13 protein-coding genes and 2 other annotated features are annotated in these 15,243 nt (G+C 36.4%); of the genes, 5 read left to right on the top strand and 8 right to left on the bottom strand.

Going from position 1 to position 15,243, the window contains the following annotated elements; genetic code table 11:
• Positions 1–65: 65 nt before the first annotated feature.
• Complete coding sequence (locus tag BN358_RS00290; protein WP_019227330.1) at positions 66–614, bottom strand: helix-turn-helix domain-containing protein; 549 nt, start codon at positions 612–614, stop codon at positions 66–68.
• A gap of 186 nt (positions 615–800) precedes the next feature.
• On the opposite strand from BN358_RS00290, the gene BN358_RS00295 reads away from it, so the two are divergent.
• The gene (locus BN358_RS00295) at positions 801–2,330 is read left to right on the top strand and encodes a polysaccharide biosynthesis protein (protein WP_019227331.1); all 1,530 of its coding nucleotides are present in this window, start codon (positions 801–803) and stop codon (positions 2,328–2,330) included.
• A gap of 108 nt (positions 2,331–2,438) precedes the next feature.
• Positions 2,439–2,990: a putative ABC transporter permease gene (locus tag BN358_RS00300; protein WP_019227332.1), complete on the top strand. Its 552-nt coding sequence runs from the start codon at positions 2,439–2,441 to the stop codon at positions 2,988–2,990.
• A gap of 145 nt (positions 2,991–3,135) precedes the next feature.
• Here the strand turns inward: BN358_RS00300 and ilvB are convergent, their stop codons facing one another.
• From ilvB to BN358_RS00315, 3 genes are all read right to left on the bottom strand, one after another.
• Positions 3,136–4,788, bottom strand: coding sequence for a biosynthetic-type acetolactate synthase large subunit (gene ilvB / locus BN358_RS00305; protein WP_019227333.1), 1,653 nt, complete (start codon positions 4,786–4,788; stop codon positions 3,136–3,138).
• Between the two features lie 26 nt (positions 4,789–4,814).
• A complete protein-coding gene (gene ilvC / locus BN358_RS00310) occupies positions 4,815–5,825 on the bottom strand; it encodes a ketol-acid reductoisomerase (protein WP_019227334.1) in 1,011 nt (336 codons plus the stop codon).
• An 85-nt stretch (positions 5,826–5,910) separates the two neighbouring features.
• Entirely contained in the window at positions 5,911–6,150 is a 240-nt protein-coding gene (locus BN358_RS00315; RefSeq protein ID WP_019227335.1) for an ACT domain-containing protein, read from the bottom strand.
• Between the two features lie 131 nt (positions 6,151–6,281).
• Positions 6,282–6,525 (bottom strand) — a binding site (T-box leader).
• Positions 6,526–6,654: 129 nt separating this feature from the next.
• Positions 6,655–6,873: a binding site (T-box leader), on the top strand.
• A gap of 41 nt (positions 6,874–6,914) precedes the next feature.
• On the opposite strand from BN358_RS00315, the gene ilvA reads away from it, so the two are divergent.
• Complete coding sequence (gene ilvA / locus BN358_RS00320; RefSeq protein WP_019227336.1) at positions 6,915–8,150, top strand: threonine ammonia-lyase; 1,236 nt, start codon at positions 6,915–6,917, stop codon at positions 8,148–8,150.
• A 65-nt stretch (positions 8,151–8,215) separates the two neighbouring features.
• Here the strand turns inward: ilvA and BN358_RS00325 are convergent, their stop codons facing one another.
• The 4 genes from BN358_RS00325 to BN358_RS00340 form a co-directional block, all read right to left on the bottom strand.
• A complete protein-coding gene (locus BN358_RS00325) occupies positions 8,216–8,773 on the bottom strand; it encodes a DUF3793 family protein (RefSeq protein ID WP_019227337.1) in 558 nt (185 codons plus the stop codon).
• 332 nt (positions 8,774–9,105) lie between these two features.
• On the bottom strand, positions 9,106–10,734 hold the full coding sequence (locus tag BN358_RS00330; protein ID WP_019227338.1) for a putative manganese-dependent inorganic diphosphatase: 1,629 nt from the start codon (positions 10,732–10,734) through the stop codon (positions 9,106–9,108).
• Between the two features lie 15 nt (positions 10,735–10,749).
• The gene (locus BN358_RS00335; RefSeq protein ID WP_019227339.1) at positions 10,750–11,733 is read right to left on the bottom strand and encodes an ATP-binding protein; all 984 of its coding nucleotides are present in this window, start codon (positions 11,731–11,733) and stop codon (positions 10,750–10,752) included.
• The gene (locus tag BN358_RS00340; protein ID WP_019227340.1) at positions 11,726–12,802 is read right to left on the bottom strand and encodes a DnaD domain protein; all 1,077 of its coding nucleotides are present in this window, start codon (positions 12,800–12,802) and stop codon (positions 11,726–11,728) included. Before BN358_RS00340 ends, BN358_RS00335 begins: the two co-directional genes overlap by 8 nt.
• Positions 12,803–13,053: 251 nt before the next feature.
• Between BN358_RS00340 and BN358_RS28245 the strand changes: the two genes are divergently transcribed.
• Both BN358_RS28245 and BN358_RS00350 read left to right on the top strand, forming a co-directional pair.
• Positions 13,054–14,544 (top strand): M23 family metallopeptidase, encoded by a 1,491-nt coding sequence (locus BN358_RS28245; RefSeq protein ID WP_019227341.1) that lies wholly within the window; start codon positions 13,054–13,056, stop codon positions 14,542–14,544.
• A gap of 239 nt (positions 14,545–14,783) precedes the next feature.
• On the top strand, positions 14,784–15,243 hold a 460-nt coding region (locus tag BN358_RS00350), incomplete at its 3' end, for an HD domain-containing protein (protein WP_019227342.1).

Below are 15,243 nucleotides of genomic sequence, written 5' to 3' on the forward strand. Positions count from 1 at the left end.
TAGCATTTGTTGTGCGTTATAACGCACTATATGGTTAAAATTAAACCAGAATAAAATTCTGGCTGTTAATACTTGACTATATTTTGAAAAACAACTTCCTTGTTGTATGGATTGCTGTATGTGTGTATTTTATCTGCTCTGAAATTAAATGCAGCAGGCGCCTCAAGAACATGAGTTTTGTCGTCAACGGTAATGTCTAATTTTCCTTCAGTTACCACAACATATTCAACGGTTGATGACTTGTGGGGCTGTGACACATGATGTGCTCCGGGAAGCAGTTTTATATAAAAATATTCAAATCCTGTAATAGGATCGAAGGGAAATACATTGTACAAAATCATTTTATCTTCTGATTCATAAACAGGTTCAATTTCATTTATGTTTATAGTCTCATTGTTTTCATTGCTTGTGCTTAACAATTCAGAAAAAGATATTTTAAGCCCTGTTGAGATTTTCCACAATGTAGATATTGTAGGCGTTGACTCTGCCCTCTCTATCTGTCCCAGCATTGCCTTGCTTACTCCTGTCAGATTTGAAGTTTCATCCAGTGTCAAACCCTTTTCAAATCTTGTTTTCTTAAGTGTATTGCTTATATTTATCAATGGATCGTTCAATTTTAAACCTTCCTGTTTTTTTCTACATTATATAATATTTCAAAATTAATTGCAATAAAAAAATACACCAAATTGCACAACATGCGTTATATTGTTTATATGTCTTCAATTCTTAATTCTTAACTCTTAATTCTTAATTGCTTTTACAGGCATATTATTATATGAATACAAAATTAGGGGTATTTTATGAAAAATGAAAAATTAATTATAGGTACACTGGTCCTCACAGCTGCTACTACCATTGTGAGAATTGTCGGCATGGCATTTCGCATTTACCTTGCCAATGTGCTTGGAGCTGTAGGAATAGGTCTGTATCAGCTTATTTTATCTGTTTATTTTCTTATGGTAACTCTTGCAACATCGGGAATCAGAGTAGCTGTGTCACGGCTCATATCGGAAGAATTGTCCCTTGGAAGATACTCTAATGCAAAAAAAGTTCTCAGCCAGTCCATTTTTCTTTCGCTTATTACAGGAATTGCATCTGCATTTCTTCTTTATTATTTTGCCAATGACATAGGTGTTGAGTTTTTAAATGATCAAAGAACCGTGCTGGCTTTATTGTACCTGGCGCCAAGCCTTCCGTTCATTGCTGTGTCTTCCTGCTATAAAGGATATTTTTTTGCACTTGGAAAAGTTGTAAAACCTTCCATAGTGCAAGTGGTTGAGCAGCTTGTACGCATTGCTGTCATTTTTTCCATTATGGATCTTTTCCTTCCAAGAGGCATTGAGTACGGCTGTGCTGCCGTTTCCATAGGCATGACTGTAGAAGAATTATTTTCTCTTGTCATTACATGGTTTTTCTACATATTCGACAAGAAGCCTTACTCCGGAAAAACATTCAAAAAGGCAGACAATATGATTTTTAAAATCCTGAAAATTTCAGTACCTCTGTCCGGAACATCATACTTGAATTCCATTTTAAGAACCGTTGAAAATGCAATGATACCTGCAAGGCTTCTCTTGTATGGCATTTCTACAGAAGCTGCCATGAGTCTGTATGGAATGATAAAGGGTATGGTTCTTCCTCTTTTATTTTTCCCTTCATCATTTTTAACATCTCTATCCTCCATACTCATACCTTCTGTGGCAGGAGACAATGCAATGTCAAATGAAAAAAAAGTGTCATCAACACTGTCAAAGGTTCTTCATTTCACAGCAATTTCAGGCATATTAGTTGTAAGCATATTTGTAGTTTTTCCTACAGAAATAGCCACGGCTGTATACAATGATACTCAAGTGGGTCTGTTGCTCAAAATGATATCATTTGTATGTCCTTTCATGTATCTTAACATGGTAATATCATCCATGCTTAACGCATTGGATGAACAAGTGAGCTCCTTTAAAATAAACATTGTTGAATCGGTTTTGAAAATTTCTATAATATATTTTTTTGTTCCTGTTTATGGTTTTGATGCATACTTGTTTGCATTGTTCCTTACAACAATATTAAACACTTTTCTTTACCTTGCTAAACTTCTTAAAGTGTCATGCATTGTTTTTGATATTTCAAACTGGATTTTTAAGCCCTTAGCTGCAGCCTTCATTTCAGGTTTTTCTTCCAGGGTGTTGTTTAAAATGTTTGTTCAAAACTCACACAACAACATATTTTCTCTGGTATCAGCAATAACCATACTTCTTCTTTTGTACCTCATGGGCCTTATAGTATTTAAAAGCATTCATATTTCGTCACTTAGGGATTTAAAAAAGTCAATGTAAACAATAGTTTAAAACTAGATGAAGTTCAACATATTGCCAATAAATCCAAAGCATATTTATCTCATTACTCCAAAAAATACACTTATAAAACAACAAAGGAGAGATAATGTGCAGTATGATATAATCAATTTATTGCTTTTTTTCCTCTTATATGGTTTCCTGGGTTTTGTTCTAGAAACCACATTCAGAAGCATAGTGGAAAAAAGGGTTGTTATAAGCAGAGGATTCCTCACAGGTCTTTTTTGCCCTCTATATGGTGTATCCGCACTTGCTATTATTCAAATATTCACTCTCAGCGAAGTTATGATTGACGGAAGGCTGACTGCATTGATCACAGCAACAATTGGAAGCATTGCAGCCGTCACATTTATGGAATATGTTACCGGGAGAACGCTCGACAGGGTTTTTCACCATAAAATGTGGGACTACAGTGAACTTCCATTCAACCTTCATTCGTATATCTGCCTGGACTTTTCCCTTGCATGGGGTATTGTTGCCTTAATACTTGCAAATATATTACATCCTTTAATGGAAGTGGCTGTATACTCAATTGCATATCCCATAAGAATTTCAGCAGTATACTTCATTTTGTCAGCACTCATTGTTGACGGTTCATACAATATGCGAAAGCTTTACCACATGGATACATTGAAATTATAATAATGTAGGTAACGGCTACTGTCCTCCGGAAGATATTGAATTAATGACTCGGGCGGACACAAGGTCCGCCCCTACAATTTGTGGAAAATAAGGTTTTTCAATAGTAAAAGGATGCCTTACGGCATCCTTATTTGTGCTATTTCATTTAGCCATTCAGCAACAGTTCATCAATAGGTCTTCCCGGAGGAACTATTGGGTACACGCTGCAGTCATGATTAATTTTGCATTCTATGAACAATGGTTCATTTAAGTTGTATGTTTCTGAAATTATATTTTTAAGTTCATGTAATGTTTCTGCCTTGAAGGATTTTATTCCATAAGCAGATGTAAGAACCTGGTAATTGACTTCATCATAGTTGTCTGTTTCGGAATATCTTGCATTGCTGAACATTCTCTGCCACTGTCTTACCATTCCAAGGGTATTGTTGTTAAACATCACAATTTTGATCGGAAGCTTGTATTTTGCCACAGTAACAAGTTCCTGACAATTCATTCTGAAACTGCCGTCTCCTGTTATTAAAACAGTTCTTTTGTTTGGATTTCCAACCTGAGCACCGATTGCTGCTCCCAGTCCGAAGCCCATTGTTCCAAGCCCTCCTGATGTTATAAACTCATTTGACTTGTTGAACTGCCAGTATTGTCCGGTCCACATCTGATGCTGGCCTACTTCAGTGGCAACTATTGTGTTTTTATTGTATACTTTGTTGATTTCGTTCAGTATATTTTCAGGAACAAACTGCCCTTCTATATCATTCTTTTTTCTGATGGATGTGATTTCTTCCAGCCACTTGCTCCTGTCTTTTTTTTCAGACTGTTGGAGCAATTTTTCAAGAATTGATTTCATTTCGCCTATTAATGGAATGCTTTCATAGGTATTTTTGTCAACCTCTGTAGAATCCACATCTATGTGAATGATTTTTGCCTTAGGAGCAAATTTGTCGGGGCTTCCTATTACACGGTCGCTGAACCTGGCTCCTATGGCTATGAGCAAATCACAGTTTGTAACTGCCATGTTTGTTTCAAGAGAACCGTGCATTCCCACAAATCCAAGTGATAATTTGTTGCTTCTTGGAATTGTACCAAGACCCATGAAGCTGTTGCAAACCGGTATGTCTGTTTTTTCTGCAAGGGCGAGCAAAAGATGATCATTTTTTGATATTCTCACACCTCCGCCTGCATAAATTATGGGCTTTTCTGCGCTGTTGATTAGCTTTACAGCTTCCAAAAGCATTTTATCGTCCGGCAAATCAGCTTCATGTTTTTTCTCAGGAGAGCTTCCCTTGTATTCGCACATGTGCATGAATACGTCCTTGGGAACATCAACGAGCACAGGTCCCGGTCTTCCTTCAGTAGCAACCTCCACAGCTTCCCTTATGACATCTTCAAGATTTTCAACTTTTCTCACAAGGTAGCTGTGTTTTGTAACAGACATGGTTAGTCCGGTAATATCAACTTCCTGAAAAGAATCCTTTCCTATGAGAGGATTGGCAACCTGGCCGCTGATTACTAAAAGCGGAATTGAGTCCATATATGCATTGGCTATTCCTGTAATGGCATTTGTGGCACCGGGACCGGAAGTTGCAATAAATACTCCCAGTTTTCCCGTGCTTCTTGCATAACCGTCTGCTGCATGTACGCCGTTTTGTTCATGGGCTGGTCTGTACACCTTGAAATAATCAAGCTCATCATAAAGAGCATCAAAGAAAGGTATTACAGCACCGCCAGGATATCCAAACAATGTATCTATGCCCTTCTCCTTTAGGACTTTTAAAATTATTTGTGAGCCTGAATTTTTCATATTTCCTCCTTGAAACTGCGTATATTTTATTCCTGTCCTTCTGCGCTTTTGCCTATCCAGGACATCATTGATCTTAATTTCTTACCTGTTGTAATTATTGGATGTTCAAGATTATTTGCCTTCATAGCCAGGAATCTTGGCTTGCCTGCCTTGTTTTCAGCTATCCAGTCGTATGCAAATGTACCGTCCTGTATGTCTGAAAGAACCTGCTTCATTGCTTTTCTAGTATCATCTGTAATGATTTTTCTTTGTGTTATATAGTCACCGTATTCTGCTGTATCGCTTATGGAATATCTCATGTTTTCGAATCCACCTTCATAAATAAGGTCAACTATGAGCTTCATTTCATGGAGACATTCGAAATATGCTATTTCAGGCTGGTATCCTGCAGCTGTGAGAGTGTCAAAGCCTGCCTTCATAAGCTCTGTAACTCCTCCGCAAAGAACTGCCTGCTCACCGAACAAGTCTGTTTCAGTTTCTTCTTTGAATGTTGTTTCAATTACGCCGGCTCTTGTTCCGCCAATTCCTTTAGCGTATGCAAGAGTTATGTCCTTACATCTTCCTGTATAATCCTGATATACAGCATATACGTCCGGAACGCCTTTTCCTTCCTGGTAAGTTCTTCTTACAAGATGTCCGGGACCCTTTGGTGCTACCATGAACACATCTATATTTTTAGGCGGAATTATCTGATGGAAGTGAATGTTGAACCCGTGAGCAAATGCCAGAGCATTTCCTTCTTCCAGATTAGGAGCTATGCTTTCTTCATAAATTTGTTTTTGAGCTGTGTCAGGAGCAAGAACCATGATCACATCTGCTTCTTTTGAGGCTTCAGCAACTGTAAGCACTCTCAGTCCGTGAGATTCTGCCTTTGCTCTTGAACGGCTTCCTTCTTGAAGACCTACAACTACATTTACTCCGCTTTCCTTAAGATTCAGGGCATGTGCATGTCCCTGGCTTCCGTAACCTATAATGGCTACTGTCTTTCCTTCCAATACTTTTAAATCCGCGTCCTTGTCATAATACATTGTACCCATTTCTTTGTCCTCCATAATTTTCAATAATTTTATAATAGCAAATGCCTGTATGGCCAGCTTTCAACAGTTATTACTTCCTTTGGAACTAGTTGTTCATATACTCACAAACATCATACACATCGACAAATTTTTTCATATGAAGCATTGCCCTGTCAAAACCCTGCTTCTTTTCATCTTCCAGCATTATCCTGAATTCTGAATTGTTTGCGTCTATAGTTTCCATGCTAAAACCCTTAACATCAAACTGCTTTCTTCTTAATGTTGTCAGCACTCTTACAGCGGAATCCATTCCGCTTGATACTTTAAAACTGATTGTTCTGCACATATTAACCTCCTGATTTTGGTTTCAACTTGATGCGAAGGTTAGGATACGTAGCGACCTGACAGTGCACTTGCGTTAATTGTGCTTGTTAGGTCATAAAAAAAACCTCTCGTCTCTATATACATATAGCTGTATATAGGGACGAAAGGTCTTTCGCGGTACCACCCTATTTTACGATAAAAAAATATCGCCTCATTCAAGTCGAAAAAACTGATGTTTTTTGAACTCTATTCTTATAACGCAGAAATACGTCTTCGTCTACTTTTCTTCGACTCAGAAGCTCAGGAGTGATCATTATATCATATAACACCGGTTTTCACCATACACCGGCTCTCTGCAGTTATATCAGGATATTTTTGTCTCCGTCAATGCCTTTGTCTTAACTTATTTTGTATTATATACAGTGCATAAAACAATGTCAACACTTTTTTTATTTTTTTTTTAAATAAAATTTTAAAATTGTTCTTGACAAAGCTATGATTGAATATTACAATCAATTACAATTTTATAGTTTCATTGATGGAGACAGGTGTATACACATTATTTACAGAGAGCCGGCGGGCGGTGAAAGGCGGCAGTATAAATATACACATATCACTCCTGAGAACTTTTCTGAAATCACAGTAGGATAAAGCGTCCGGCACCGTTATAATGCCAATGTTTGATTGAACATATAAGAGGTGTTTACACAATTAAGGTGGTACCGCGGGTTATCTCGTCCTTTTGGAGAGAACCCGCTTTTTTTATTTCAAATAAGGAGTGAGCATATGAAGGAAAAAGAAATACAGGAAATGATGAATTTAAACCATGAAGAAAATATCAGAAAAGCTGCAAGGAACCTGGATGGAGTATTGAAAAAGACTGATTTAGTATACAGTGACTTTTTCAGCAGGGAATATAACAACAATGTGTACATCAAGCCTGAAAATTTACAGGTAACAGGATCATTCAAGGTAAGAGGAGCCTACAATAAAATTGCCAATCTTACCGCTGAAGAAAAATCAAAAGGTGTTGTTACGTCTTCTGCAGGAAACCACGCCCAGGGAGTTGCTTTGTCTGCTCAAAAGGCTGGAATTCATGCAACAATAGTTATGCCGAAGGTCACACCTCTCATAAAAATCGAAGGTACAAAATCCTACGGATCAGATGTAATAATCCACGGCAATGTGTATGATGAGTCCTATGAAGAAGCCAGGCGTTTGTCCAAGGAAAAAGGATACACGTTCATTCATGCCTTTGATGATTACGATGTAATATGCGGACAGGGAACAATAGGACTTGAAATAATAGAAGAACTTCATAACATTGATGAAATACTTGTTCCTGTGGGAGGAGGAGGACTCATTAGCGGGGTTGCTCTCATAGCAAAAAGCCTTAAACCTTCCATACGCATAACAGGGGTTGAACCAACAGGAGCACTCACAATGAAAAAATCCCTTGAAAAGGGACATGTTTCAACTCTGGACCGCTGCAAAACAACTGCGGAAGGAGTGGCTGTTAAAAGACCCGGGGACCTTACGTTCGGCATTGTGAACAAATATGTGGACGGAATAATTGAAGTGACTGAAGAAGACATGATGGAAGCGCTTTTGCTTCTGGTTGAAAAGCACAAGCTCATAGCTGAAACTTCCGGAATACTGCCGCTGGCAGCTCTTAAGAAGCTTAACTTTAAAAATAAAAATGTGGCGTGCATTGTAAGCGGAGGAAACATAGACGTTCTTACAATTTCATCGCTGCTGAACAAAGGTCTTGTGTCAAGAGGAAGAATATTCTGTTTCACAGTAGAGCTTCCCGACATCCCCGGACAGCTTTTGAAAGTATCAGAAGTGCTGGCAAATGCAGGAGCCAACGTCATAAAGCTTGACCACAATCAGTTCAAAGCAACAGACAGGTTCATGAACGTGCAGCTTGAAGTGACAGTTGAAACAAACGGAAACAAACACATCGCACAGATAATGGAAATGCTGCAGGAGAACGGACTGCACATTAAAAGAATATATTAAAATAATCCGGATGTTCAGAATGCTGTCATCCGGATTATTTATTTAATTAATTTATTTTTATCCATTTATGCTGATTCAAGAATCTGAACAATAGACTTTCCTTCATCAATTTTCCTGCAAAAAATTACCCTACTCATGGTAAATTCCTGGAACTTCTTCTTTGTAATATTTTCGTTACCATAAACTTTCCAGTATCCGCTATACTTATAATTCTTACCTTTGAAGAATATGAATCCAAGTACATCTTCTAAAGGATAGCTTAAAAACAGTCCTATTTCGTGAGGAAATTCATCTGTGTCTGAAATTCTTTCTCTTAATCTTCTAAAAAGAGAATCCAAGGAACTCCAGTCACAATAACCCTGTGTTTCTAAAAATGCTTTGTTGGGAGGACTTGAGAGCTCACTCCACAGAGTGTCTTTCCTGTATACAATGACCAGTATTCTTTCGTTGCATTCACAAAGCATTTCAAAGTAAATTCCTCTCAAATTGAGATTCTGGTTGTAAAATTCAAAGGATAATTTTATTTCCGGAATCAGAAATTTTTCAAGAGACAGTAAGTTTGCAGCTTTTATACCTGTAAGTGTAGGAGCACAGTGATATACCAATATATGTTCAAGTTCCATAATTTCTCCTTTATAGCATTTCTTGGTTAGACTTTGCTAACCCTGTGACTATAAAGTATGTAAATCAAAAATTATTATTCTATGGTTCATGACATTTATATTAGTATATTCTGCTCTAACTGCAATAAATAAACAGTTAAGCTAACTGTTATTAAAAATTAATTTTATTTCATAGCTTGCACGGGAGGACACGAGGTCCTCCCCTACAAACTGGAATTCCAAATTCACTGCAAAACACCAATATATCAATATGTAGGGGCGGATCTTGTGTCCGCCCGTTGTTGGTATTCCAAATTATCTTTCAATCGTTAATATTAATCAACTCGTATAATTTATTGCCTTATGAGCCTCAATGCGTTGATTATTTTCGGCACTATCTGTTTTTTCCTTGAAACGCACTTATCAACATACATCCCCTGGAATGTTTCTTCTTCGTCAAAAATTCCTTTCACGAGACGTTCCTTGCTGGATGTGTAAAACATGTAGGATCCTTCATTGACAATGTCTGTAACAGCCATGATTATAAGGAAGTAATCCTTGTCAAATGTTATTTCATCAATGAGTTTTATGAATTCATCCTTCTTGTTCATAATCTGATTTATGTCCAGTGTGAACACCTGTGAAATTCCCACGTTCTTGTATTCAAGGTTAAACTTCTTGAAATCCTGGTATATGATTTCTTCCATTGTTTTTCCTTCAAGAGATGTTCCTGCTTTGAACATTTCCATTGCATACTTATGCAAATCAATATCGACAATTTTCAGCAGTTCGTCAACAGCTGTACGGTCTCTATGTGTAGTTGTGGGAGACTTGAACAGCAATGTGTCAGATATTATTCCCGACAGCATGAGGCCTGCCACTTCCTTGGGGATTTCAATATTATTTTCTCTATACATGTAAAATATTATAGTGTTTGAACTGCCCACAGGATTGTTCCTAAAACTGATTGGAATTGACGTCCTTATGTCACCGATTTTATGGTGGTCAATAACTTCCAGTATTTCTGCTTCTTCAATTCCATCGGCGCTCTGGTTCATTTCATTGTGATCAACTAAAATAACCCTTTTCCTTTGAGGGTTAATGAGATGGTTTCTGCTCAAAAGCCCAAGATACTTTTTATCCCTTGATATTATTGGAAACTTTGAATGCCTTGACTGTTCAATGTCTTCCTTGCAGTCATTTAGATCGTCTTCATCGCAAAACATCATTATGTCATGGCTCTTCATAATATCTTCCACATACTTGGAGAGCATTATGTTTTTTGCTGTGTAATATGTTTGATATGCTGTGCTTATAATGTTGACTTTGTTTGTAGTTGCCATTTGAATCAAGTCACCTGGAATTTCCAGGTCTCCTGTAACAATTATCAGTTTCACGCCTATTTCAATTGAATACCTTATGACATCATAGCGATCTCCTACAATTACAATTGAATTTTTATCGATTATATCATTTCTTCTCAATGTTTTTTCTTCAAAGGACGCAACTACTACTTCACCATCTATCACTCTGTCAAACTTCAAAATGTTTTTTCCAATCAAAGTTTCAATAATGTTGTCATACAGAGTGCAAAGATGCTTTTGATCAGTGTTTATGAGGCTCATGGCAATGTCCTTCATTGTTATTATTCCGGAAAGATTTCCATCGTCATCTACAATTGGAAGAGTTCTTAATTTGTTTTCATTCATGTAAAAATATGCAAAATGAACAGACTGATATTTCATGAAAGGCCTTATCCTTTCATAATCCAAATCCTTTATCTGAATTTTTACATTATTTAATAATTCCGGAACTTCTACATGGAAATGTTTCAGCACAAACTCTGTTTCCTTGTTGATCATTCCCAGGACATAGGGCTTTGATGGTTCATTCAGGCTGTTTTTAAGTGAAGACAGTGCGATTGCTGCGCACACGCTGTCTGTATCAGGTGTCTTGTGTCCAAAGATTAAATTTTGTTTCATGTTTTCTCCTTTGTTCTAACTTTCCATTCTCAAATCATTTCCATAAAATTTTATCAAGGCAAAATTGTTGAAAACCCTGGACATAATCCTGTCGGAGTATGCACTTGCCAGTTTATCCAGAGACAAATTTGTGGAAATTATTGTTTTCTTTTCTGCAACAAGCCTCTCATTTAGTATGTTGAAAAGCTCTGCGTTTGTGAATGAATTTCCTATTTCTGCCCCAAGGTCGTCTATTATGAGCAAATCACATTCAAATATCATGTTGTAATTAATCCTGTTTTCTTCAGATTCATTTTGTTTATTGAACTTGTGGTTTTCAACAATTTCAAACAGAGAAAACGCAGTTTCATAAAGGACTGTAACTTCCTTGTCAATAAGAGTTTTTGCAATGCAGTTGCACATGAAAGTCTTACCAAGTCCTGTTCCTCCGTAAAAAAGCAGGTTTGCGCTGGTCTTGGTGAAATTCATGCAGAAATCCTCACATGCTTCAAGTATGTTGTACATATTTTGTCTTGGTGTTAACTTTTCATTTTCATAAGGTTCGTTACTGAAAATATTTATGTCAAATGTATCAAAATTTTCCTTCTTAAGCATGTGGACCATGTTGGACATATTGTACAAGTGGCTGATGACCTGTCTGTTAAGGCAGCTGCATTTTTTACCATCTGGTGTGTACCCTGTATCACTGCATTTTTTACATTCATGTACTGGTTCTAGGTAATTTTCGGGTATGTTGTTTTTCTTGTAAATTTCCTGCCTCTGCTTTTTAAGCTCATCAATTTTTTCCTTCAATTCTTTAACCTGCTCATGAACATTTTCCGGATTAGTCAGGAAAATCTTTGACAAACTAATGCTTGCAAGCTTAATCATCTTTTCAATTTCTTCAAGTTCAGGAATATTCTTATATAGATTTTCTTTTCTTATATCTGCTTCATGAGCTGATTTAAGTCTTTTCCTGTTGTATTCGGTCATTATGTTTTCTATAATCTGCTTATTCATTTTCTTCTCCTTCCCCAGGAATCTTCAGACCTAATTTGTTGAATTTGTTCTGAAGTTTTTTTCTTGCTATTTCTTCAAGCTCCTGTTCAGAATAATTTTTAATTTTCTGATCGAAGTTATGAAATTTGTTTTTTTGCTTTTGAACTTCCTTTGTGGAAGGTTTTGTCTTAACTTCTGTTTTCTTGTCATTTACCAGGTCTTCAATGTTCTTGAATCCCTTTTCATTCCAGCTGCACATTATGGAATCAAAGTAATTAATGTTTGGATTGTTTATCTTTGTTGAATTTTCAAGACATCTCAATATCATATCAATTGAGTACCCCCAGTCAAACCACTTATCTATGGTCTTCATTTCTGCTTCCGTGAGAGTACGGTTGAATCCAAGAGCCTTGCTTATTCTTGAATACATGGAGAAACGGTCATTTCTCTTTTCAAGATACTCGACCATTGATTCAATATCATCCACACCTTCGTCGTGCCATGCAGAAACTACAGATTCTATGTAGCTGAATCTTTTGATCTTCTTGTTGTTTATGCAGTAGCTGAAAGCCTGTGTCATTATTTCAGGTTTAGTCTTGTACTTGTTAAGCCAAGTCACAATTTTTTGTTTTTCGTTAATTTTTAGTGGCCTTCCAAACATTTCCTCAATTTCTTCCATCATTTCCTTATTTTCATGATTTCTGCTTGAAGTAATTAGTTCTTGGCTGTCAACATAATTTTTTTCTGGTATATTTTTTGCAATATGCTTGTAGACATTGTCTATATAAAGCTGCTTCAGGTTGACAAATTCAATTATGTAGTTGTACTCGTCCTCAGTTTCATGCTTGATTACTATACCTTCATTTTCCCAGTACGTCCATGCGTTCAACACATCGGAAAGCGGCAGTTTCAAGTCTTTTGCAATTGTTTCATTGTTGAAGTTTCCTTGTCTGTCCCTGGCATACTTATAACCCATTAGATAAACCTTTACATATGTTCCTTCGGCTAAAGGCATGTAATCATTTATAAAAATATTCTCTATAGGGGTATCTCCCAAATCTATTTTCATTTCTTGAAGAATAAAATGCATAAATTTCTCCTCTTTGGAAATAATTACTGTAATATTTTGTAATATACTTGTAATATATTTGTAATAATCTTATTATGTTTTTGTGAAAACATTTTCTGCTTCTCTTGTTGACAATTTATCATATTTAATATTATAATATTAGAGGATGATAAATTAAATAATTCATATTTGATTATATCATTTTTTATTTTAAAAGAAAAATACTATTTTTTCTTAGTAATAAAACAACGATAAAAACTAGGAAGTATACTATGAAAAAACTAAATTTGCAGCAGTTCAAAGAAAATAAGACCATTAACAAGACCGTTGAAATCTTCAAGCAACTCCCCCTAAAGAAAGAAAGACAAGTCCTCAACAAATTCAGTAAATTCAATTCTTTAAATAAACAAGTCAAAGGCGCCCTAGCTCTTACATGCGCAACAACATTAATTTTAAGTGGAGCATACACTTTAAATTATTTGGATACTCACGAAAACAACGTGTTTTCAACAGACAGTTTTTCAATATTGGCAGATGGAAAGGAACTTTGTAAAGTCAGAGATTCTGAACAATTAGACACTGCCCTTGAAAAACTCGAATCAGATTTAGAAAAAAAATACCAGCATGAACTTGAAATTGAAAATACTTTTGAAATACAGCCATCCAAGGCAAAGGATAAAGAAATTGCATCTCCAGAAGAACTTTACAAAGCTCTGGAGGAAAATGTAAACTATTCAATTCTTGCTTATGCAATAGTTGTAAATGGAAATCCAGTAGGAGTTGTTAATTCGGAATACGAAGCAAACACAGTTCTTGAAGAAGTAAAAAATTACTTTACTGAGAGCTACGACCAAAGCTCTATTATTGAAGTAAACACAGAGGAAACTGTTGAAATTGAAAAAGTCAACGCCTCCAACACAGAAATTAAGACTGCAGAGGAATTAGCTGATTACATAATCAAAGGTACCGATGAGGAACAAAAATACATTGTGGAAGAAGGAGACACATACTGGACAATAGCAGAGTACTTCAATATGTCCCTTGACGAATTGATTTCTGCAAACCCTTCATCAGATTCAGAACACATACAAATTGGTGATGAGTTGAACCTTGTGGTTCCAAAACCATTTGTAAACGTACAGGTTACAAGAAAAGTTACACAGGAAGAAAAAACTCCTTACGAAACAGAATACCAGTATGTTTCTTACATGTTCAACGATGAAAAAATAGTTGAAAGAGAAGGAGAATACGGTGTTTCAGAAATAGAAGCAATAGTTACAGAGCAAAACGGCATACAAATTGCCAAAGAAATTGTTGCAGAAAAAGTAGTTACAGAACCAACAACAGAAATAGTTACAACAGGTACTCAGGATCCGCCACCAAGAATTGGAACAGGAACATTTATAAATCCACTTCCAGGGGCAACAATATCATCCAGATTCGGCTCCAGAAGCGGTGGCTTTCACAGGGGTCTGGACCTGGCAAAAGCTACAGGATCATCCATCAAGGCTGCTGACGGCGGCACTGTGATTTCAGCAGGATGGGATGGAAGCTACGGGTACTCCATATTAGTCAATCACGGAGGTGGCTTTACAACAAGATATGCTCACTGCAGCAACTTGTATGTATCTGCAGGAGATAAAGTTTACCAGGGAGAAATAATCGCAGCTGTAGGTTCTACAGGAGTTTCCACAGGCCCTCACCTTCATTTTGAAATAATGAAGTACGGTTCAGTAGTAAATCCTGCATCATATATTTACTAATATTAGAAAGCAAAGCCGCTTATACTTAGCGGCTTTTATTATGTCTTGCAATACAAGTCTAATCTTTCCATGACAATAAATTAATATTTTGTTAATCAAAATAATGTCATATATTTAATTATTTTTTAATTGCATTTTTTCTTCATTAGTAATATTATGTAGGAGTATTTTAGTTTTATGAATTTGAATACCGACAACAGGTTGTGCAGCATGGATATAAATTACTTAAGGATGGTAAAATGATATATTACGACGACAGATTTATGGAAGTTGCAAGACCGATCATTGAACATGAAGAATATCAGCAAATGCGATATCTGAAACATCATGATGAAAGTGTTTTTGAACATTCCGTAAAAGTAGCATTTTATGCTTACCAAATGGCCTATAAGCGCAATTTGGACTGGGAATCAGCAATCAGAGGGGCATTGCTTCATGATTTCTTCCTGTATAAGTTTAAAAAGACATTCAGCCCTAGAATCATAACCGATTCAATCAAGCATGCAATCATACATCCGATAATAGCATTTGACAACGCGAGCAAATATTTTGACTTAAACAAAAAAGAAGAAGATATAATAAAGGGACACATGTTTCCATTTGGACTACCTAAGTCTAAGGAAGCCTGGATAGTCAGCTATGTGGACAAGTGTATTGCAACAATAGAATATGCTAACAACTTCAGAAAAATGGCATACA

The sequence above is a fragment of the Sedimentibacter sp. B4 genome (assembly GCF_000309315.1).
Taxonomy (GTDB): domain Bacteria; phylum Bacillota; class Clostridia; order Tissierellales; family Sedimentibacteraceae; genus Sedimentibacter; species Sedimentibacter saalensis.

Bases quoted from the DNA above. Each gene is read 5' to 3' on its own strand.
- BN358_RS00295 (WP_019227331.1), top strand. From the start codon at position 801: ATGAAAAATGAAAAATTAATTATAGGTACACTGGTCCTCACAGCTGCT.
- ilvB (WP_019227333.1), bottom strand. From the start codon at position 4,788: ATGAAAAATTCAGGCTCACAAATAATTTTAAAAGTCCTAAAGGAGAAG.
- ilvC (WP_019227334.1), bottom strand. From the start codon at position 5,825: ATGGGTACAATGTATTATGACAAGGACGCGGATTTAAAAGTATTGGAA.
- BN358_RS00315 (WP_019227335.1), bottom strand. From the start codon at position 6,150: ATGTGCAGAACAATCAGTTTTAAAGTATCAAGCGGAATGGATTCCGCT.
- ilvA (WP_019227336.1), top strand. From the start codon at position 6,915: ATGAAGGAAAAAGAAATACAGGAAATGATGAATTTAAACCATGAAGAA.
- BN358_RS00325 (WP_019227337.1), bottom strand. From the start codon at position 8,773: ATGGAACTTGAACATATATTGGTATATCACTGTGCTCCTACACTTACA.
- BN358_RS00330 (WP_019227338.1), bottom strand. From the start codon at position 10,734: ATGAAACAAAATTTAATCTTTGGACACAAGACACCTGATACAGACAGC.
- BN358_RS00335 (WP_019227339.1), bottom strand. From the start codon at position 11,733: ATGAATAAGCAGATTATAGAAAACATAATGACCGAATACAACAGGAAA.
- BN358_RS00340 (WP_019227340.1), bottom strand. From the start codon at position 12,802: ATGCATTTTATTCTTCAAGAAATGAAAATAGATTTGGGAGATACCCCT.
- BN358_RS28245 (WP_019227341.1), top strand. From the start codon at position 13,054: ATGAAAAAACTAAATTTGCAGCAGTTCAAAGAAAATAAGACCATTAAC.